This is a genomic window from Amphibacillus sp. MSJ-3 (genome assembly GCF_018919165.1).
GTDB lineage: Bacteria > Bacillota > Bacilli > Bacillales > Amphibacillaceae > Amphibacillus.
The window spans coordinates 1-22,216 of sequence record NZ_JAHLQM010000008.1; the positions used below are offsets into that span (position 1 = coordinate 1).

Here is a 22,216-nt window from a genome sequence, read left to right on the forward strand (position 1 = left end):
CCGGGATTATAAAGTGAGTTATAAATGAGACAAATCATAAAATATTCAAATAAAAATATAGCGTCAATGGTTTCTGTTTTTTTAACTTACCAACGCTATATATTGTACAACCGAAAAAGCCACCCGTGTGAACGGGTGGCTTTTGGTCTTTTAAATTACTTAATCCCAAGACGCATACGGTAGCTAAAGAGAATTTCTTGGCTCTCTCCTCCGAAGGCTTCTTCTACATGTTGTTGAAAGGCGCTGATTGCGTCATGAAGATCATTGGTCCCTAATTTGAGCGCTGTCTGTAATCCGCCTTGGCTTAGAGCGATATTGGCGTATCGGCCTGCATCACATGGTTCCCAATGGTGAAAAACAATTTCTTTAGAAAAAGAAAAAAGTTGAGAATCGCGAATTTGTCGTAGGTGGTCATCTTTATTCCATTTAAATGCTAATTGCTCGCTGGCTGCGAGTTCGGTTATATAGGATTCAGCCTGTTCAATCAGTGCTTGGTAATGTTCTTCTACCTCCATCGTAAAGGAAGGGGGCCAGTCGCAGTCGTAAGCTGCGAAAACTCCGCCAGTGCGTAGAACTCGAGCAAATTCACGCAATGTAGGTTGGGGATCCATCCAGTGAAAGGATTGAGAACAGGTAAGAATATCGACGGAATCTGAGTCGATATCTAGCTGATCTGACATTCCCTTTACAAATCGAAGGTTTTTAGGCTCTTCTTGGGCTTGCCATTGAGCGATCGCCACTTCACGCATCTCATCATTTGGTTCTACGCCAATAATATTATTTGCTTGATTTAACCAGATGAAGGATGACAATCCGGTTCCGCATCCGACATCTACTACTTGATTGGGCTTATGGGTCAAGTATCTTGTCAGTATTTTAATCATAGTATTTGGTGGGATGGGGCGATTCTGATTGTAAAACTGACTGTAGCCATAAAACCGGTCGATATTATTTTTGCGAATATCCTGCATATGTTTCACCTCTTATCCTTGTAACAATAGTTGTTGTCATGATTATAGCACAAACAATTTTTGGCTATATTGAGATATAACTTACAAGTCTCCCACTGATTGAAGTTTCACTTTATTAGCTAGGCTTGGGCGCACTCTTTTTCTCAATTTGAATAGACCAACCAATCCATCGTGCTCTCATATGGACGGAAAAAACCCCACCAAAATATGTTGGTAGGGTTTTGCTTTGAAGCTCCATTTTGAACTGATTTGGGCTATTTTAGTTTGAGGCAAAATGGGCTTTAAAAGCTATTTTTCCTTTAAATAAATGTCTACTGTCTAATTCACCTTAATGATCACTTGCTCGAGCGCCTAGTGATTATAGGTTATAGTCCAGCACTTTGGAATAGTCAGGGAATGTAAGAAGGTCTTGATGGAAATAATACAATTGGACATCATCAATCTTATCTTTTTCCACACTAATATAGGCCTTTCCTGTTATCTTATCGCCTTTTTCCAATACACCTTCTGATTCGTATAAATCAATCCAATTTCCATCGCTATTAAAATTAAATGTACGAGTTACCATTTCACCATCTATAACCGGGACTGGTAGTGCTTGTTCAATGGTTATAAGGTCATCGATTGTATTTTCAATCGTTATGTCGACTACTAATGCTGACATCTGACTTAAGTCAACACTTCCTTGTTCGATGTCAGGGTCTTCCTCAATGTTCACATCATTGATTGTAGCTTGCAGGCTTCCGTTGTCTTTATAATCGAGTAAATAAATTGGCTCACCAATTTCATATATCCCAATCTGGCTTTCTAGCTCTGATTGTGGAGTGAAAAATACAACTTCCGGTATATCTTGTGTGATGTTCCATAAGAAGGCGGATGTATATTCATAATTTTCCTCAGTGACAACCGCACCTACTAAGTCTAGTGAATCATTTGATTCAAGAATGTAATCATAGGATTCCAATTCATCAGTAAAGAGATCATTTTCAGGATAAGATACATCTACTTCTGTATTGGCTGCTGTATATGTTGGTAGCAGATCTGATAAGCTAATATCTTCATCACTTATATTTTTTACCGTATAATCAATAAAGGTAACATTTGTATCTTCTTCTATTGAACTGACACGTTCCTCTACATATTCTATATGATCATCAGCAGGTTCTGTCCATACTTTATTGACCGTTACCTCTGCATCTGCATCGGAGTAATATGTTGTTATAACGAAAGTTTCACCGATCTCATGATAGAGTTCGTTAGATGCTTCTGCACTTGTATCGTCTTCGCTTGTTGTCGTTTCTTCTCCTGTAGTCTCTGTTGGTGATGTTGCTTCAGGCGCATCATCTGTGTCTTGTGCGCATGCTGTTATGAATAAGAGTGAAATAATGGACAGCAAAAATAATAGTCGAGTGTACTTCATCGAGAGTCCCTCCAATGATTATATTTTTCAGGCGGCATTGTCTTGACTTTGATTTCCGCCATAAGTAGTTAAATACTATATTTTTTGATTCTCCATGTCAATAGACGATTTAGTTGATTATACTGAATTTTCTATAAATATCAGTGTTTTTGGCGGTTGAAAATAATTTGAGAATTGGTCTTGTAATGCTCATATGAAAATCTGTTTTTAGATGTCATAAGTTAAACTAGTCCTGATTTTCTTACCATTTGTTGAATCGGATCCCAAACACCGTTGTATGGTGGGGCGTAGCCCAGGTCCAGATCGAGCAATTGCGGAGTTGTCAGCCCAGCATATAAGGCTGTTGCTAGAACATCAATACGTTTGTCGACACCTTTTTTACCAATTATTTGCCCACCTAATAGTTTGTGAGTCTCTTTATGATAGAGCAGTTTTAAATGTAATTCTTCTGAGCCTGGGTAGTAACCAGCATGAGTTCTAGCCTCGCTTGCCATCACTTCATATGGTAAATTGAGTGCTTTAGCTTCCTTTTCTGATAGACCCGTTCGCCCCAGTGTCAAATCACAAAACTTAATAATCGATGTGCCGACAATGCCGTTAAAGGTCATCGTGTGACCTGCCATGTTTGCACCTGCGATTCGACCTTGCTTATTTGAAGTTGTCCCGAGCGGAACATGGTCGTTCATTTTTTTAACTCGATTGTAGTGGGAGGCACAATCTCCTGCGGCATAGATATTTGAAATTGATGTTTCCTGATAAGAGTTCACAATGAGCGCGCCATTTCTCAACATATGAATCCCTGTCTTTTTTAGAAAATCTGTATTTGGACTTACCCCAATAGCAAGTAAGACTAAATCTGTTTGGTAGCTAGCTTTATCAGTCCTTACTTCCTCTACTTTGTCAGTTCCCGAAAAGCTTTGGACTGATTCATTTAAAATAATTTCAATCCCTTGTCTTTCAGCTTCATTTTGAATGAACTTGGCCATCTCAGGGTCGAAAATTTCGGCTACTTGTGGTTCGCGTTGGATCAGCCTTACCTTAAGCCCCCGTGTATTAAAACTTTCCGCCATTTCAAGACCAATGTAACCACCACCAACGATGGTGACATCCTTCTTATCATCCGTCAAATCCTCCATTAACTTCTTTGTATCTGTCATTGTTTTAAAGGCATGAATTCCTGGCAAGCCTATTCCTTCCCAGTTTGGCACAATTGGATCTGAACCTGTTGCAATAAGTAATCGATCATAAGGCACTCGAAGGGGTTTTTCCGTCTCTAGATCAAGGGCTTCTACTTCCTGTTTTTCAATATCAAGTCCGGTCACAGTTGTCTTTATTCTTGCATCAATCCCATATTTGTCTCTAAATTGTTCAACAGTCCTCGCAACAACCTTGTCTATAGATGGGATCACTCCGTTGACCACATAAGGTAATCCGCATTGGCCATAAGAATAATCTTCTCCTCGTTCTAGCACGGTAATTTTGGCTGAATCATCTGTACGGTAAATTTCCATAGCTGCGCTCATTCCCGCAGCTACCCCACCGATAATGACATATTGCACAATAATTTCCTCCCTTTTAAATAAAGTTTGAAATAGATGTTCATTATCATCTATACCCCAATAGAGATTATTTATTTCACACCTTGAATGAAATCAGAGTAAAAGCTTCCTAATTTTGAAGCGCTTTTCTTCAAATAGGGCTTGTTTTTTAAACGACTAAACCAGGTGCATAGTAAATTACTGTTTGTAAATAATAGTCATATCAGACGCTCGAGATGTTTTGTAAACTCAATGTTAATTTTCTAAAATACCTTGACGATTATGATCGTATATCGTTACAATTCAATTGAGACAAAAGAATTTTATTAGGGGGCAAGAGAATAATGAGGAAATATTTATTGTCTTTCATGGTATTAGCAGTTATTTCTGTACTTGTAGCATGTGGAGGCACTGATAGCGATAATGGCACATCTGACGATGGAGCATCAGAAGATACAGGGAATGTACAAATCGATGAATTAACAATTGGTTTTGTACCTTCAAGAGAACCAGAAGAAATTATTACGGCTACAGAGCCATTAAAAGAGCTTTTAACAAAGGAACTTGCTGAACAAGGCTATGATGTAGAGAATGTAGATATTACAGTTGGGACAAACTATGAAGCTGTTGGAGAAGGTCTTTCTGCTGGTACTATAGATGTTGGACTCATCCCTGGTGGGACATATGTATTATATGATGATGGTGCAGAAGTTGTTTTAACAGCAACTCGTGCAGGCTTAAATAAAGACTCTGATAATGCGAGTGATTGGAATGATAACAAGCCTACAGAACCATCAGATGAACAAGTAACTTATTATCGTGCCCTTATTATTGCAGGTCCATCTGAAAAGGGACAAGAATTAGCGGAAAAAGTAAATAATGGCGAAGAATTGACTTGGGAAGATGTGAATAGCGCTTCTTGGGCTGTTATGTCATCTTCATCTCCAGCGGGTTATATCTATCCAGCAATCTGGTTGGGCGATAATTTTGATAAGACAATTACTGATCTTGATAATGTCATACAATCAGATTCATATGGAAGTGCTTTTGCCCGTCTAGCTGAAGGAAAACAAATTGATGTGCTTGTAACATATGCTGATGCAAGACGTGATAATGAGGACAGTTGGACAAGTGATTTTAACCGTGAAAAATCAATTTGGGAAGAAACAAATGTCATTGGGGTAACACCTGGAATTTATAATGATACAGTCAGTGTCAGCAAGAACTCTGATATTATGGATGATGGTTTAAAACAAGCCATTCAACAAGCATTCATTAATATCGGAGAAACAGAAGAAGGAAAAGAAGTTATCTCTATCTATAATCACGAAGGCTATCAGATATCAAAAGACTCTGATTATGATGACGAAAGAACAGCACAAGAGGTTGTAAGAAATCTAAAATAAGTTATAAAATCAATGAGGTTGTTCTGGACAGGGTGATTCCTTAAGAGGAAACGATCCCTGTGGGGGGCATCCTCATTTTTGATAAGATAGGAGATCCATGGATGATTGAATTTATTAATGTTGAGAAAACATATGGAAATCAGGTAAAGGCACTACAGGAAATTAATTTAACAATTGAACAAGGAGAATTTGTTGCCATCATTGGGCTGTCTGGTGCTGGTAAATCAACCTTACTTCGTTGTATTAACCGGATGCATGATATTACTGGCGGACAATTAATTGTGGATGATGTTGAGGTCAGTTCTTTAAAGGGCCGTGAAATTCGGGAATTCCGCAAACGGATTGGGATGATCTTCCAATCTTTTAACCTTGTCACAAGAACAACTGTATTAAAGAACGTCCTAGTTTCCTTGGTTCCAGAACTTCCTTTTTGGCGGAGGTTGACAGGGATATTCTCTAAGGAAGATAAAATAAAAGCACTGAGTGCACTAGATCAAGTGGGTATTCTTGATAAGGCATATATCCGTGTGAGTCAATTATCGGGTGGCCAGCAACAACGTGTTGCACTAGCACGTACATTAGCACAAAATCCAGATATTATTCTGGCTGATGAACCAATTGCTTCTCTTGATCCCGTTACTTCCAAACAAGTCATGGATGATTTTAAGCGTATTAATGAGGAGATGAATATTTCTGTCATCATTAATATTCACCATGTTGAAGTAGCCTTGGAGTATGCAGACCGTATCATTGGTATTCGAGATGGTAAGGTTGTATTCGATGGTAAATCAGAAGAAGTTACAGATGAAATCCTAGATAATATCTATAAAGGCCAAATGGAAAAGAAAACAATGATAGAGGATAAGGAGGAGTAAGCGATGTATGATAAGATTTTCCCTCCGAAGAAGATAGCCCTACCGAACGGAAAAGTCGTTATTGAAAAAAGGTCACCTACCCCTCTTATTTTGCTTCTACTTCTGATTGGGGTTTATTTTTCGGTACAGTTGACTGGTTTTAGTTTGCCTGTACTATTTGAACGATGGGATCAATTCTTCGTCATTATTTTAGACATGATCCCGCCTCGATGGGACTATACGTCACATATATGGCAGCCATTACTGGATACAATCAAAATGTCCTTGCTTGGTTCTGTATTGGGTTCACTTACTGCGATCCCAATTGCCTATCTAGCATCAAATAATATTGTGAAAAACAGAGTCATCGTAGGGATTGCGAGGGTTTTCTTAAGTATATTACGAACGATGCCAACACTTGTAATGGCACTTATTGCAACCTTTATATTTGGACTAGGGACACTTGCTGGAACGGTTGCTATTTTTCTATTCACAATTGCTTATGTTGGGAAGTTTTTATATGAGCAGATTGAAAATGTGAACATGGATGCTTTTGAGGCAATGGAATCACTTGGAATGACACGGGTACAGGCATTTCGCTATGCCATTTTCCCTCAAGTCTTACCGAATTATTTATCTACTTCTCTGTTCTGCTTTGAAGGAAATGTACGTTATGCTTCTATTTTAGGCTATGTAGGTGCTGGTGGGATTGGATTATTGCTCAATGAAGGCTTAGGCTGGCGTGATTATTCAAGTGTAGGAATGATTCTATTTATGCTTATAATTACCGTCTTTCTTATTGAAAGAGTCAGTGAACACTTCAGAAAAAGGTTAATCTAAAGGGGAACAAGATGATGGATACAATTGAAAAACAATTAAAAGTAGCACCTAAGAATAGACGGTATATCATTGTTGTAACAACGATTTTACTTTTCCTATTTGTATGGTCATTAACAGCGCTCAGTTTTGAGAATATGCAAGAAAGTGGCTGGTCGATTGCCGCTAGTATTCTCACAGGTATTATCAATCCTGACTTGGAACTATTGCTATCCTTTACTAGTCAAGGTGTTCCGTATTTATTAGTTGAAACAATAGCAATTGCTTTTTTAGGTACAATTATTGGAGCAATCATGGCAGTACCACTTGCCTTTTTATCTGCATCGAATATCGTGCCAGCACCCGTTGCTTGGTTAACCAGATTATTTCTGATTATGGTAAGAACCGTTCCATCTCTTGTGTATGGTTTAATGCTCATTCGGGTAACTGGACCCGGGCCATTTGCAGGGATATTGACAATTGCATTAGTTTCAATCGGTATGTTATCGAAATTGTTTGTTGATGCCATTGAGGATCTTGATATTGGCGTTTTAGAATCAATGACCTCGATTGGCTGTACAACATTTGAAAAAATACGCTATGGCATTATCCCGCAATTATTCTCCATGTTTTTATCAATTGTTATTTATAGGTTTGATATGAACTTAAGAGAAGCTTCTATCCTAGGATTAGTTGGGGCTGGTGGTATTGGAGCCCCCTTGATCTTCGCCATGAATGCTTACCGGTGGAATGAGGTTGGTTCCATCTTAATTGGCCTAGTTATCCTAATCCTAATTGTAGAAATATACTCAAACAAAATACGTGGAAAATTGGTACGTGGTTAAAAAGACTGGAATAAGGGGGATAGTTCATGTGTGGGGAAATTCGCATATGAACTATTCCCTTTCGCCTATACTTGTTTTTTTAAACTATTTTTATCAATTGATAGGCTCAATTAACAGAATGAAGGAGTTTTATAATGGAAAATTTTAAATTGGTCATCATGGAGACAAGTGATATTCATGGGAATGTTTTGCCACAAAATTATGGTACAAATGAAAAGGCAGAGCTCGGTTTAGCTAAGATTGCAACACTTATCAAGCAGGAGCAAGCCAAAAATGAACATACAATAATGATTGACAACGGTGATCTTATTCAGGGCACTCCGCTTACCTATCACTATGCACGCTCCCAGCATACCTTACCAAATCCGATGGTTTCCATTTTGAATGATTTAAACTATGATGCAAGTGTGATTGGCAATCACGAATTTAACTATGGACTCCCCCTATTAAATAAGGCGGTAGAGGAGTCAACTCAACCTTGGCTATCCGCCAATATTGTAGATACCAAGACAGGTGAACCTTATTTCGGAAAACCCTACCTTATAAAATCCTTTGAAAATGGACCACGCATTGGTGTCCTTGGTCTTACAACAAAATATATTCCAAACTGGGAGAAGGAAGTACACATTAGGGGACTTCGCTTTGAAGATGTAGTCGAAAGCGCAAGGAAATGGATCCCAATACTTAAAAAAGAGGAAAAGATTGATTTTCTGATTGTTTCCTATCATGGTGGTTTTGAACGTGATCTGGAAACAGGTGAACCAACAGAAGCATTAACAGGAGAGAATCAAGCTTACCAGCTCTGTACTGAGCTAGAAGGAATTGATCTACTTCTAACGGGACATCAGCATCGTCAAATAGCAGGAAGAGAAGTTAATGGTGTGCCTGTCATCCAACCGGGAAATAACGGTCTTGCACTTGGTAAGGTGACGGTAACTTTCCAAAAGGATGAGGGACATTATCGAGTGACTGAGACGAATACTGATCTATTATCTGTAGAAGGAGTAGAGCCTGACACGAATGTAGTCACATCTATTCAGTCCTATGAGGATGAGACCCAAAAGTGGCTTGATCAGCCAATTGGAAAAATTACAGGCGATATGACGGTTACAGATCCAATGGCGATTCGCCTCCAAGATAATGCCTTAATTGAATTTATTAATAAAGTTCAAATGGATGCCGCTGGAGTTGATGTGTCTAACACAGCTCTATTTGATAATCTTTCCCCAGGTTTTCCGAATGATGTCACAATGCGCAGCGTAGTTGCTAACTACATCTATCCAAATACATTGGTTGTCCTTCGCGTAACTGGAGAGGTTATCAAGGATGCGCTTGAACGATCTGCAAGTTACTTTGAACGTCAATCTGATGGCAGAGTAGAAGTGAGCAAAGCATTTAGCACACCAAAGCCTGCCCACTATAACTATGATATGTGGGAAGGTATCGAGTACGAGATTGATATCCGTAAACCTGTAGGAGAGCGTATCACCCGTTTGGACTATAAAGGAGAAAGACTCTTGCCAGAGCAGGAGCTAGATGTTGTTATGAATAACTATCGTTCCAATGGTGGCGGTGACTACATGATGTATCAAACCTGCCCGGTTGTGAAGGAAATTCCGATTGATGTATCCGAATTGATTGCCAATTACATTCTAGAACATAAAGTGATCGAAGCAACCGTTAATCATAATTGGAGAGTTAGATACTAATTAGTTTTTTAGCATAAATAGACATTCGTAAAACATCAGCCTTAAGCCATTGATAATAATGAGCTTAAGGCTGTTTGCTTAGATTCAAGGCTAGGTTAGCTTAAGGATAAAAAAAATTTAAAACAGAGCTTTAATGTAGATTCCACACAATAATATTGAAGCAATTTTGTAGAAAAACACTGAATAAGTTTTAAGACTAATGTGGACTATTTGATTCATAACTATATTATTAAGATTGTTATCTGCATATAGTTCTCCTAATGTGATAAGCTGAGAGCAAAACGCCGAAGTTGAGAGCAAATCGCAAAAGTTGAGAGCAAATCTTAAAAGTTGAGAGCAAATCGCAAAAGTTGAGAGCAAATCATGAAAGTTGAGAGCAAATCACGGAAGTTGAGAGCAAAACGTGGAAGAAAAGGAAATGCACGATAGAACTAAATCGTATGTGTAAATAATTTTAAAGTGGATGTATCTTATTTATGGTACTTGTAAGTAAACATAAAAAAGACTGTGAATTACCGAATAGCCGTAAAGAGTTATTAGATCGATGAATTTCACATGTGTAAACCAATTTTATTTTGTACTTTTTAACGATGATTATTTTGATGTTACTTTTAGATAGCGTATAATGAATGCACACAGCTAATTACAATTTGAAAGAAGGATAGATATGACACTGAAATATATAGACGTAGTAGGCAGGACTTTGAGTTTTGGTGATGAATTGCTCGTTTATGAAGCGATTAAACGCGGGGTAGAAATAGAGATTTTACCTGATGGAGATTTTAACATGTCGCACCCAAGCAAGAGTTATACAATCCATGATGGGATAGTGACGCATTCATATAATTCTGATTTGGCTAGGACAACGATGGATATGAAGGAAGTGACGAGCAGGTTGCTTAAGAGCAAAGGCTTTAATGCACCTGAAAATACCGTTTTCGCTAAAACGGATTTAGACAGAGCTTGGAAATGGGCTGAGTCAATTTTGCCAGTTGTTTTAAAACCTTACGACGGTAAGAAGGGTGAGTTGGTTTTCGTTAATATCAATACACATGATGAGTTTGAAGCGTGTTTTGAAAAGATTGCAGTAGAAAATAATGAGGTTTTAGTTGAAAAGTTTTTAGAAGGGAAGGAGTATCGCTTCACTTATGTCAATGAAGAAATTGTTGGTATTGTTAATCGTGTACCAGCGAACGTGGTTGGCGACGGTGAGCATAATATAAAAGAGTTGATTGAATTGAAGAATGCGGATCGTAAAAGAGTTGGTAACCCGATTCATAAATTGTTGGAGATGGATGAAGAAACTGAGCGTGTGCTTAAAAAGCATCATTATACTTATGAATCTGTTCCGGCTAAAGATACCGTCGTCAATCTACGGGATAATTCGAACATTTCAACAGGTGGTGATGCGATTGATGTCACTGCTGAGATTAGCGCAGAGACAATCGAGTACATTAGACAAGCGATGCTTTCTATTCCTGGTGTGACAGCAGCCGGTGTAGATGTCTTAATTAACGGTGATGAGGTTAACATCATTGAAGTGAACTTAGACCCAATGATTACACTCCACCATTTCCCCTGGGTTGGTGAAGGGATCGATGTGGCGAGTAAGGTGATTGATGGGATGTTTCCGGAGACAGTAGAGTAGAATATAGAGTGATGGATACCCGTGTTGCCAAAAGATTTTTGCGGCGCTTGTATATTTAGTTGCCGGGTGGTTGATTGTCTTGTAAAAATGCTAAGCTCATCCGGATTCTGTTTTCAGTAGAGTTTTGGTTTAGGACTAATTAGGTTAGCGGGTTAAACAATCCAGATTTGGGAATCACACAAGTCTGGGTTGTTTTCTTTTATCGTCGATTAAGTGCTTCTTATCAATTATTTGCAATATTTAGCTCGTGTGTTTGTTATAAAAATAGAGTATCTTTGATAATATAAGATGAGTAGGCTTGTATATCGTTGTTTTCTGCAATTTTTAAATAGAAATATAGATTTAGCTTAAACGCTTGAATTGTTGTAGGAGAAGAGGAATTAGTTTATGGTAACTTTAATTGTCATCGTCATTATTGTTTTGATCACTGCGGGCAATTTGTTGGTGAGGGTTGATCAACTGAAAGAGTCAGATGCTATTATCGTATTGAGTGGCTTTGAGGGTCGATTAGAAAAGGGGATAAAGCTATTTAATGAAGGGTATGGAAGTTATTTAATTCTATCAAATTCAGATGATTTTGATGAGGATATTTTACGTGAACAGGGCATATCAGAGGATTTGGTTATTTTAGAATCGAGAGCTGAATCAACTTTTACGAACGCTACTTTGACAAAGGAAATTGTCTTGGATCGGGAGTTTAGGTCGGTGATCATTGTGACTAGTGAATTTCATACGAGTCGAGCGAGATATATTTTTAAAAAGGTTTATCAGGATACTAGCGTAAGATTATTTTTTACAGGTTCGAAAAATAGATTTTTTAATTCGAGATTTTGGTGGTTTAATTTTAGAGGGATTTATGTTGTTGCGGTTGAGTATGTGAAGTGGGTTTATTATTTAATCAGATATTAATGTGGAGTTAGATTCTGTAGGTATCGTGGAGACTTGGCAATTGTTGCGCAAGGCGGAAGGACTGGGGCCTTTGCGGTGGATGAATAATTCTATGCAAGAAATGAAATTGATGAAGTGGCACATTACTTTGCTCTCGCTTGGCGGGGGCATATTATTTGTTGTAAACATCAGATTAAGGTAGGGCAATTTTTAACGAAGGATTATTAGTAGTACTCGTTGAAATAGATATTTAGATAGGGATTAAGTTTTTGGATGCTCAGAGATATAAGGTAACAACAAAAACTACATGGAAAGACCCTGATGGTGAATTGCGTGAGAAAGATCAAATTGTTAGATTTTAATTTAAACACAATTTTTTATATTTGCTGAACAAACTGCTTATAAGTTATAACCCTGTATTTTAGAAAGTTATTAGTGAATGATTTAAAGTTCAAATCTATGATGCTCAGATGATAAAAAACAATAGCTCTATACTTACCTATCATAATAAAATAGTTAAAGAGGAGATTGCGATGAAACAAAAATTTATCGATGAACTTCTTCAATATACTGGTTGTGGTGACTTTAGTATAACGAATCTTCGTGTCTTTTTTAACTGTTGCGCTTCATTTTACAACACACCCCTAGATATTGAGAGATAAAGACTAAAAAATCTCTTGACTTATAAAAATAAAAGTGATAATTTATATACGTAAACGTTTACTCTGTTATTTACTTTAAATATGAACAAGTTAATAAACGGTTTGGAATGATCTGAAATTTATAAGTTGAGTGGAATTGCAGACAATAAGAGTAGACTTTTCGCTTAAAGGTACATTCAATAACGATATATATATAATGACAGGAAGCTTCAAGATAAATATTGCGTTTTACGTAAACGTTTAACCTGAAGAGTTTGCTTGTTTTTGCTTTTGAGGGGGGATTGAAATCGCACCAACAATTAAAGATATAGCAGAATTAACGAATGTTTCAATTGCAACCGTTTCAAGGGTTTTAAACAATGTAGGGGGCTATAGTGAGGAAACACGGAAAAAGGTATTAGCCGGAGCAAAGTCACTTGGCTTTCGAAAAAATGAAATGGCGAGAAGTTTAGTGACAAGAGAAAGTAATATTATTGGTGTTATTATGCCGAATGTTGCAAGTAATTTTTACGGAGATATTGTAAGTGGTATTGAAGATGTCTCTTATGAAAATGGTTTTAGTGTAATTATCAACCACTCTGGAATAAATCGTTCTAGAATCTATGAAAGTATTAATATGATGGCTGAACGCAGGGTGGATGGATTGATTATTGTTTCTGTAGAATTAAGGGATAGAGAAATTGATCTATTAGAATCCTTAGGAATTCCATATATTTTACTGTCTACGATTTCAGAACGTTCTGAAGCCCCTTATATAAAAGTTGACGACTATGCGGCATCGTACGCAGCCGTAAACTATTTAATCAAAAAGGGTCATAGGAGTATCGCATGTATAGGAGGAAACCCGGAAGATAAGGTTTCGGGAATCCCTCGGATAGAGGGGTATAAAAAGGCGCTTGAAGAATCAGGAATTAAAATAGACCCTGTTAAAATCCAGTATGGAGACTATAGTTTTGATTCAGGAAAAGATGCAATGGAAACACTAATTAAGGAAACTAAGGTTACGTCAGTATTTTGCCTCAGTGATGATGTTGCATTAGGGGGAATCTATTCTGCATATGCAAATGGTTTAAATGTTCCTGATGATCTATCTATTATCGGGTATGACAATTCAAGAATATCTTATATGAGTGTCCCCCCCTTAACAACAGTTAGTCAACCCTTCTATGAAATGGGGAAGAGTGGTTGTGAAAGTGTTATAGATGCTTTAAGAAATAAAAGTAAGATTAAATCCAAAGTGATTCCTTTTGAAATCGTGGAAAGAGATTCTGTGAAAGCAAGATAAAAATAAACATTTTACGTAAACGTATACGTAGAGAAATGAGGTTGATAAAATGGAAAGAAAATGGTGGCATAGCTCAGTGATTTATCAAATTTATCCAAGGAGCTTTCAGGATAGTAATGGGGATGGTATTGGTGATTTAAGAGGAATTATTAGCCGTTTAGATTACTTAGAGAAATTGGGTATTGATGCGATTTGGTTAAGTCCAGTATATAAATCTCCAAATGATGATAATGGTTATGATATTAGCGATTACCAAGATATTATGGATGAGTTTGGAACTATCGAAGATATGGATGAATTGATTGTGGAAGCGAGTAAGAGATCAATTAAGATTATTATGGACCTAGTAGTTAACCATACTTCGGATGAGCATAAATGGTTTATTGAAGCCAAAAAGGGTAAGGACAATGCCTATCGGGATTATTATATTTGGAGAGATCCGGTTGATGGTGATGTACCAAATGGATTACGTTCGACGTTTAGTGGATCTGCTTGGGAATATGATGAAGCAAGTGGTCAATATTATCTGCACTTATTCAGTAAAAAACAACCGGATTTAAATTTTGAAAATGAAGAGGTCCGTAAAGAAATATACGATATGATGAATTTTTGGTTAGACAAAGGCATCGGTGGATTTCGAATGGATGTTATTGATTTGATTGGAAAAGTACCTGATCAAGAGATTACAGGAAATGGGCCAAAATTGCATGAATACTTACAAGAGATGAATCGCAAAACATTTGGTAATCGCGATGTCTTAACAGTTGGTGAAACTTGGGGGGCCACTCCTGAAATTGCTAAACTATACTCAGATCCAAAACGTAATGAATTGTCAATGGTTTTCCAGTTTGAGCACATTGGATTAGATGAACAAGCTGGAAAAGAAAAGTGGGATTTACAAGCGTTGAGTATTGGTAGATTAAAAGAAGTGTTATCTAAATGGCAAACGTCTTTAGGTAATGAAGGTTGGAATAGCTTATTCTGGAACAATCACGACCTACCTCGTATTGTTTCTCGTTGGGGTAATGATGAGGAGTATAGAACAGAAAGTGCAAAAATGTTTGGGATATTACTGCATTTAATGAAGGGGACGCCTTATATCTACCAGGGTGAGGAAATTGGAATGACCAATTACCCGATAAATGACATTAGTGAAGTAGAAGATATTGAAAGTATAAACATGTATCATGAACGTTTAGAAAAAGGATACTCAAAAGAAAATATTATCGAATCAATTAATGCAAAGGGACGTGACAATGCAAGAACTCCTATGCAGTGGGATGATTCAGAGAATGGTGGATTTACCACTGGGCTACCATGGTTACATGTAAACCCAAATTACCAAAAGATTAATGTAAAGCAAAGTTTAGAGGATCCGAATTCAATCTTTTATACCTATCAAAGACTTATTCAACTTAGAAAAGAAAACCCAATCGTGGTGTGGGGAGATTTCGAACTTGTAGATAATACGCCTGAAGAGGTGTTTGCTTATTACCGAAGATATGAGGGAGAAACATGGTTGGTTATTGCAAATATATCTGAACATTCATCTCACTTTAGTCATCTGGATGTGGAGCCTGCAGAAGTAATTATCAGTAATTATCAGCGGAATAATGCTCGATTAAAAGATATTGAATTGCAGCCATATGAAGCTTTGGTCGTTAGAATGTAGAATTAGGTGTATTTTATAGCTTAAATTTTATGAAAGAGAAACATGGAGACTTTTGCAGATATAGCATGTATTCGAGAGCTTCTGAATCCTACCAATAAGTAAGGTTCAGTGACCATGCCGGCTAAAAGTAAAGTGTATTTTGGGGTGTTGTAAACTTCCATGTGAACATAAAGAAAGTATCATTGGGGAGTCCATCGTTTTTCCCGAATTAACAGGCAACAAGATTCCCACTTCAAGATTTGGGCAAAAGCGTTTAAGATAAGTGGGTGATCGATTGCTTGTAAAAGTCCGTTTGGTTTAGGGGCCTTTAGGATGCCCCCTATGGTACGAACAATCAGTTGGGATAGGGGAAGGCAGACAAAAAACGACCACCTCTTGTGGTAACGTCTTTATGGCCTAGGTCCTGCAGGCCTCAAATCCCCTCTGATTGAAGTTTCGCCTTATTATAGCTTCCGTTTTGGGAATTTTACAATGAGCTCCTATTCATCTGAAGGCTTTCATGATAAAATGTGAATAGGCATTTATCTTGAGTGGGGCATGCAGAATATTCATTGATTATGTTGTTTTTTAAAAGCTATTCTCATATCTGGAACTAAATTTGACTGTTGGACGAGTTGTTTTCATTTTTCTGGCTAATTTTTTTAGACTAAATTTTTTGAAAAGTTCGATAATAGGAGGGGGAGTAATATGTCAACACAACTTCCATTTAAAGGAGATCATGTTGGTAGTGTCTTAAGAACAGATAATATTAAAGAAGCACGTCAAAAAGTTGCCTCAGGTGATTTAACTTTGGAGCAATTAAAGGAAATAGAAAATCTTGAGATTGAGAAGATTGTTAAACAACAAATTGATGTCGGATTAAAAGCAATTACAGATGGTGAATTCCGTCGTGCCTGGTGGCAATTTGATTATTACTTTGGTCTAACTGGTTTTAAAAAAATTAAAAAGGATACGGGTTTTATCTTTGATGGTGATGAAACAAAAGCTGAAACAGTTGAGGTAGATGGTAAAATTAAGTGGGAGGGCCATGAGTTTATTGACCATTTCAAATTCCTAAAGGAAATGGTTGATAAGCACGGGGATGGATCACAACTAGCGAAAATGACGATTCCAGCACCTTTTGTTTCAATTTATAGAGAAATTTCAAAAACTGAAAAGGAACTTTATCCAACCGCTGAATTATTTTTCAAAGACCTTGGTCAATCTTATAAGGACGCTTTACATGCTTTTTATGAAGCGGGGTGCCGATATATCCAGTTTGATGATACGATTTTAGCCGCATTAACGGATGAGGAATTTGTTAAGGAAATCGAGGACAAATGTTATGGTCTGCCAATCGATGATATTTTTGATCTCCTTGTTAAAACAACGCAAGACATATTGAAGGATAAACCTGAAGATTTACTTGTTGGTACCCATTTATGCAAAGGAAACTTCCGTTCAACCTTTATTCATGGTGCCGGCGACTATGACTATGTTGCCCGTCGTTTTGACGAATTAGGTTATGATGCTTATTTCCTAGAATATGATACCGATCGTGCTGGTGGCTTTGAACCTTTGAAACATATAAAGGATAAAAACACAGAAGTTGTTTTAGGCTTGATTACCTCTAAAACGGCACCATTAGAAGATAAGACAGTTATTAAAAAACGTATTGATGAAGCCAGTAAATATTTACGGCTCGAACAATTGGCGCTAAGTCCTCAATGTGGTTTTGCAAGTACAGAAGAAGGAAATAAGATCACAGAAGAGGATCAATGGAATAAGCTGAAACATGTAGTGGAGATTGCCAAGGAAGTCTGGTAAACGTAATCTTATCAAGCAGATTGTTTCATAGGATCTTCTCCACTCAATGACTAACTTTAGATGAACAAAAACCAATGTTTTTAATCGTAAATTAATAGATTATTTACCCTTCACTTTTTTAATTGATACGCCAATTAGCGAATGATAGTGGAGGGTAAATTTCCCCTAAGATTTAATCCCACTGTCATTTGCATTAGTAATCCTACAAGTAATTTTATGTATGAAAAGAGTTGTTATTACATTATCTCTTGAAATAGGTAAGCCCCATCTATCCATGTAGAAAGTAAATGAAGCATGATATTTCTATGTTTTAATTCCTAATCATTCTTTACACTGTTTGCATACATAGTTAAGCAAGAAGTTTGAAAATAATGGTCTTTTCAATTAAAATACATTATAGATTATCGATAATCTATAATGTAACACTTTAATTTTACCTACTCGATAAGTTGAACTGTGTTAAAATAGACAGGAAAAAAACTTATTGGAGTGGTCTGATGGGGCTCAATAATCAATCAATTTCAAAAACAACAATTGCAGAACAAATAGCTGAGCAATTATTATTTCGTATATTTTCTGGTTATTATAAGCAAGGTGAGCGTTTGGTTGAAGCAAGCATCGCTAAAGAGTTACAGGTAAGTCATGCCCCTGTTCGTGAGGCGTTTTATTTATTACAAAGGGATGGTGTTGTTGAGAAAATCCAACATAAAGGCGTCAGGGTTAAAACAGTATCAGACCAGGAATTAAGTGACTATTTGGAAGCTCTCTACTCTATATTGGACTTTGCGTTTACAAAATGTGAAACGAAGTGGACATCTGACCTACAAGATGAACTATTACGTCGTTTTGAAACAATGAAACAAAAGAAGTCTACAGAAGATATATATGAATATGTTGTTTCATTCGCCCACTTATTAAAATTGTTTATTGATGTATCAGGAAATATAGCTATGTTACGATTTTTTAAAAAGACGATATTTGTTACAAATGTAGCAGCACAAACTAAATGGCAAATGGATTTAGTTGAATCTTACCATGAGTCCATCGAAACATTTATTAAATGTATAGAAGTGTCTGATTTTGAGAATGCCCGAACAGCGATTAAAGATGTTATTTTATGGCGTCATTTTTAATACTTTTTTGGAGGGTGAAAAATGAAAGCAGCAGTTTGGCATGGTGTAAAAGATATTAGAGTGGAAGACGTTGAACTAGGTAACTTAAAAGCAGATGAAGTAAAGGTAAAAGTAGCTTGGGCAGGTATCTGTGGGAGTGATTTGCACGAATATATTGAGGGTCCAGTCTTTGTTCCAGTTGATAAAAAAGCTGAATTGACTGGTGAAATGGCTCCACTTACTATGGGGCATGAATTTGCTGGTGTAATTGAAGAAGTTGGTGCAAAGGTTGAAAACTTTAAAGTTGGTGACCGTGTTGTTATTAATCCTACCTTAACATATGGGAACAAGCATGAAGATGTGGATCGGTATGATGGCTATAACTTTATCGGACTACACGGAAATGGCGGATTTGCTGAATATGCGAATGTCCCTGTATCAAACGTCCATCATTTACCAGATAACTTAACATTACAAGATGGTGCACTAGTTGAACCAACGGCTGTTGCTGTCCAAGCGGTAAAAGATGCGGGTGTTTCATTGGGTGATTCTGTTGCAGTATTTGGGGCAGGTCCGATTGGCTTATTAACAGTCATTGCAGCAAAAGCATCTGGTGCAAGCAAGGTGATTGCCTTAGATTTATCTGATGATCGATTAGAAAAGGCAAAAAGATTAGGTGCAACACATGTCATTAACTCTGGTAATGGTGACCCTGTTCAAGCCGTACGTTCAATCGTTCCGGATGGGGTTGATGTATCATTTGAAGTAGCTGGTGTCGCCCCAACCTTTAAACAAGCGATTGATGTAACAAAGCCACGTGGTAATATGATGATCGAGTCTATTTTCGCAAAACCAATTGAGTGGAATCCACTTCAACTTACAAATACGGGTGTCAACATCTTATCATCCATCGTTTATACACCTTCTATTTTCCAAAGAACGATTGATGCAATGAGCTCTGGTCAATTAAATCCTCAAGGGATTATTACCAGTCAAATTGAGCTAGATGAGATTGTGGCAAATGGATTCGAAACATTAACAAAGGACAAAACACAATCTAAAATTTTAGTCGCAATAAGTGGTGAAAAATAATTTGCGTTTAGAAGCTGCCCGAAGGTCGCATATTTGACTGTTGGACAGCTTTTTCTATACATAATATTCACCCTGAATTACGTGGAAATATAAGAATAAAATTGTGGATTCTAATGTAATTGAATCAATTTTAAGACCATCCATTAAAGATCTGCTTAAAAAGCAATAAGAAGGACTAGGACAAGAAATGCGTCCTAGTCCTTCAGCTCTTTAAAAATGATCTACCAGTAGTTGTGTCACTACATAAATGAATGGGCTCTTTCTAGCTTTTACTTTCTTTTTAGATAAAAGCGTTGAGTCGCATAATCACCATAAAGCTCCGAATCAATATAAAAACCGATATTCATCAATTCATCCCCGCCAAATTCCTCTTGATTGATTTCATAGACTGCATCTGCTGCTAAACCTGTCAGTTTCAAGGTAACTAGAGGGTGGGCGGCATCTGCTAGTACGCGGAAATAAAAGACCATGGCCTCTTTTTGATCTTTTGAAACAAACATCCAGGCGGTATCATTGCCTTCATAGGGACTCTTCAAGCGATAAAAATCACCAAACTGCAAGAGTTGACGATGTTGCTTATAAAAGGCTACCTGTTCTTTGATTTCAGCTTTTTCCTCGCTTGTTAATTGAGTTAAATCTAGCTCGTAACCAAAGACTCCGGACATTGCAACATTGCCACGAATTGTTAAGCTTGTCTCACGGCCAGTTTGATGGTTGGGAATCGCCGATACATGTGCCCCCATACTGGAAATTGGATATACCAAGCTAGTGCCATATTGGATTTTCAAGCGGGCAATGGCATCGGTATTGTCACTCGTCCATGTTTGGGGCATGTAATAGAGGAATCCGGCATCAAAACGGCCGCCTCCGCCAGAACAGCTTTCAAATAGAATCTCCGGGTAGCTTGTGGTCAAGCGCTCTAAAAATTCATACAAGCCTAAGATATATCGATGGGCCACTTCGCCCTGCTGCTCTGGTCCTAACAAAACTGAATAGACCTCAGTCATATTTCGGTTCATGTCCCATTTTACATAATCTAGAGGCACACGGTCAAAGATTGCTGTCATTTGTTGATAGATGTTTTCACGCACATCCGCTCGAGAGAAATCTAAGACATATTGGCTGCGGCTTAAAGATCGCTCCCGCCCTGGAATCCCTAAGGCCCATTCTGGGTGTGCACGGAATAACTCGCTGTCCTCAGAAATCATCTCTGGTTCAAACCAGAGACCAAATTTCATTCCCTGGTCATGAACTTGTTGTGCCAGGTTTTCTAGGCCACAGGCTAATTTACCCTCTGTTTCTACCCAGTCGCCAAGCGAGGTAAAATCATCTTCGCGGCCACCAAACCAACCATCATCCAAGACGAACATTTCAACTCCTAGCGCTTTGGCTTCTGATACGATGTTCATGATTTTGTCTTCGTTAAAGTCAAAATAAGTTGCTTCCCAGTTATTGATCAAAGTTGGCCGTTCTTTATGCTTGTACTTGCCTCGAATCAGATGTTGGTTAAACAAATCATGGTAGGTTTGAGACATCGCGTTCAAGCCTTGGTCACTATACACCATGACCACCTCTGGAGTTTGGAAACTAGCCTTTGGTTGGAGCTGCCAACCAAAGTTAAAGGAGTTAATCCCCATGATTACCCGTATTTGGTCAAAGGGATCCTTTTGAACGATTGTTTCATGGTTGCCACTGTACAATAAGCTAAAACCATATGCCTCACCTTGAAACTCTGTGGTTTGGGGTGTTACAAAGGCGGCAAATGGATTTTGCTGATGGCTACTTGAACCCCGTTTACTATCGATCACCTTGATACCAGGATGAATCGTTTCTCGGGTCAATTGTCGTTCCTTAGCCCAGGTCCCGTTTAAATGAATTAATTCCAGGGGCTGATTGCCAAAGTCAAGCGCTTGGCTTGCTAACCGATTGATTTCAACTGTTTCGCTTCCATCATTCACTAACTGGGCCGAACGCGTGATAACCGATGCTTCAGCAAAAATTGTGTAGAACAAGCGTAAGGTCAGTTGACTGATGGTATCCTGCAATGTAAGAACCAAGGTCATCGCGTCCGTCTCGTCCTGTACATAGGTTGCTGGCAATCCCTCAAGCGCGGGTTTCCCGTCCTGAATTTCATAGGAAACATATCGGAAATCATTGACACGGCTTCCAGATGTTAGCTTGATTAGATGGGCAGGTTCTCGAAAGTCACCGTGCCCAAAGCCAGGATATTCGAGAGGTAAGGTATCTAAGGAAAACAGACGATCTTTTGAATGAGCGGGATTAGGCGAAAAAGAACGATTGGTCCTTGGATAACGATAGCCACCTGAATAGTGGTTAATCTTCTTCCCGAAATAAAGGTGGGTCAAATAGTTATGTTCTTCTATTCCAATGATGTAACTGGTTGTTTTATTTTGTAAGTGAAAAGTTTTCGTTTGCTGGTCAAAAGTTATCATTATAAATTAATCCTCCATTGGTTAGTCAGCCTATCCTAG

16 protein-coding genes are annotated in these 22,216 nt (G+C 37.8%); 12 read left to right on the top strand and 4 right to left on the bottom strand.

Going from position 1 to position 22,216, the window contains the following annotated elements:
• Positions 1 to 155: 155 nt before the first annotated feature.
• The 3 genes from KQI76_RS03835 to KQI76_RS03845 form a co-directional block, all read right to left on the bottom strand.
• Positions 156 to 971, bottom strand: a complete 816-nt coding sequence (locus KQI76_RS03835; RefSeq protein ID WP_216398991.1) for a class I SAM-dependent methyltransferase — start codon at positions 969 to 971, stop codon at positions 156 to 158.
• Positions 972 to 1,329: 358 nt separating this feature from the next.
• A complete protein-coding gene (locus KQI76_RS03840; RefSeq protein ID WP_216398992.1) occupies positions 1,330 to 2,391 on the bottom strand; it encodes a DUF4352 domain-containing protein in 1,062 nt (353 codons plus the stop codon).
• Positions 2,392 to 2,612: 221 nt separating this feature from the next.
• Positions 2,613 to 3,950 carry a CoA-disulfide reductase gene (locus KQI76_RS03845; protein WP_216398993.1) on the bottom strand — a complete coding sequence of 446 codons (1,338 nt, stop codon included), beginning with the start codon at positions 3,948 to 3,950 and terminating at the stop codon, positions 2,613 to 2,615.
• Between the two features lie 323 nt (positions 3,951 to 4,273).
• Between KQI76_RS03845 and KQI76_RS03850 the strand changes: the two genes are divergently transcribed.
• From KQI76_RS03850 to KQI76_RS03905, 12 genes are all read left to right on the top strand, one after another.
• Positions 4,274 to 5,335, top strand: coding sequence for a phosphate/phosphite/phosphonate ABC transporter substrate-binding protein (locus tag KQI76_RS03850; RefSeq protein ID WP_216398994.1), 1,062 nt, complete (start codon positions 4,274 to 4,276; stop codon positions 5,333 to 5,335).
• Positions 5,336 to 5,436: 101 nt separating this feature from the next.
• A complete protein-coding gene (gene phnC / locus KQI76_RS03855) occupies positions 5,437 to 6,210 on the top strand; it encodes a phosphonate ABC transporter ATP-binding protein (protein WP_216398995.1) in 774 nt (257 codons plus the stop codon).
• A gap of 3 nt (positions 6,211 to 6,213) precedes the next feature.
• A complete protein-coding gene (phnE, locus tag KQI76_RS03860) occupies positions 6,214 to 7,029 on the top strand; it encodes a phosphonate ABC transporter, permease protein PhnE (protein WP_216398996.1) in 816 nt (271 codons plus the stop codon).
• Positions 7,030 to 7,043: 14 nt separating this feature from the next.
• Positions 7,044 to 7,850, top strand: coding sequence for a phosphonate ABC transporter, permease protein PhnE (gene phnE, locus KQI76_RS03865; protein ID WP_216398997.1), 807 nt, complete (start codon positions 7,044 to 7,046; stop codon positions 7,848 to 7,850).
• Between the two features lie 134 nt (positions 7,851 to 7,984).
• Entirely contained in the window at positions 7,985 to 9,559 is a 1,575-nt protein-coding gene (locus KQI76_RS03870) for a bifunctional metallophosphatase/5'-nucleotidase (RefSeq protein ID WP_216398998.1), read from the top strand.
• A 667-nt stretch (positions 9,560 to 10,226) separates the two neighbouring features.
• Positions 10,227 to 11,207, top strand: a complete 981-nt coding sequence (locus tag KQI76_RS03875; RefSeq protein WP_216398999.1) for an ATP-grasp domain-containing protein — start codon at positions 10,227 to 10,229, stop codon at positions 11,205 to 11,207.
• A 387-nt stretch (positions 11,208 to 11,594) separates the two neighbouring features.
• On the top strand, positions 11,595 to 12,116 hold the full coding sequence (locus KQI76_RS03880; protein WP_216399000.1) for a YdcF family protein: 522 nt from the start codon (positions 11,595 to 11,597) through the stop codon (positions 12,114 to 12,116).
• Between the two features lie 948 nt (positions 12,117 to 13,064).
• The gene (locus tag KQI76_RS03885; RefSeq protein WP_371817645.1) at positions 13,065 to 14,042 is read left to right on the top strand and encodes a LacI family DNA-binding transcriptional regulator; all 978 of its coding nucleotides are present in this window, start codon (positions 13,065 to 13,067) and stop codon (positions 14,040 to 14,042) included.
• Between the two features lie 49 nt (positions 14,043 to 14,091).
• Positions 14,092 to 15,714 carry a glycoside hydrolase family 13 protein gene (locus tag KQI76_RS03890; protein WP_216399001.1) on the top strand — a complete coding sequence of 541 codons (1,623 nt, stop codon included), beginning with the start codon at positions 14,092 to 14,094 and terminating at the stop codon, positions 15,712 to 15,714.
• 687 nt (positions 15,715 to 16,401) lie between these two features.
• On the top strand, positions 16,402 to 17,520 hold the full coding sequence (locus KQI76_RS03895; protein WP_216399002.1) for a 5-methyltetrahydropteroyltriglutamate--homocysteine S-methyltransferase: 1,119 nt from the start codon (positions 16,402 to 16,404) through the stop codon (positions 17,518 to 17,520).
• 497 nt (positions 17,521 to 18,017) lie between these two features.
• Positions 18,018 to 18,653 carry a GntR family transcriptional regulator gene (locus tag KQI76_RS03900; protein ID WP_216399003.1) on the top strand — a complete coding sequence of 212 codons (636 nt, stop codon included), beginning with the start codon at positions 18,018 to 18,020 and terminating at the stop codon, positions 18,651 to 18,653.
• Positions 18,654 to 18,674: 21 nt separating this feature from the next.
• Positions 18,675 to 19,724, top strand: a complete 1,050-nt coding sequence (locus KQI76_RS03905) for a 2,3-butanediol dehydrogenase (protein WP_216399004.1) — start codon at positions 18,675 to 18,677, stop codon at positions 19,722 to 19,724.
• Positions 19,725 to 19,993: 269 nt separating this feature from the next.
• Here KQI76_RS03905 and KQI76_RS03910 read toward each other — a convergent pair whose 3' ends face one another.
• Positions 19,994 to 22,177, bottom strand: coding sequence for an alpha-galactosidase (locus KQI76_RS03910; protein WP_216399005.1), 2,184 nt, complete (start codon positions 22,175 to 22,177; stop codon positions 19,994 to 19,996).
• Positions 22,178 to 22,216 lie beyond the last annotated feature (39 nt).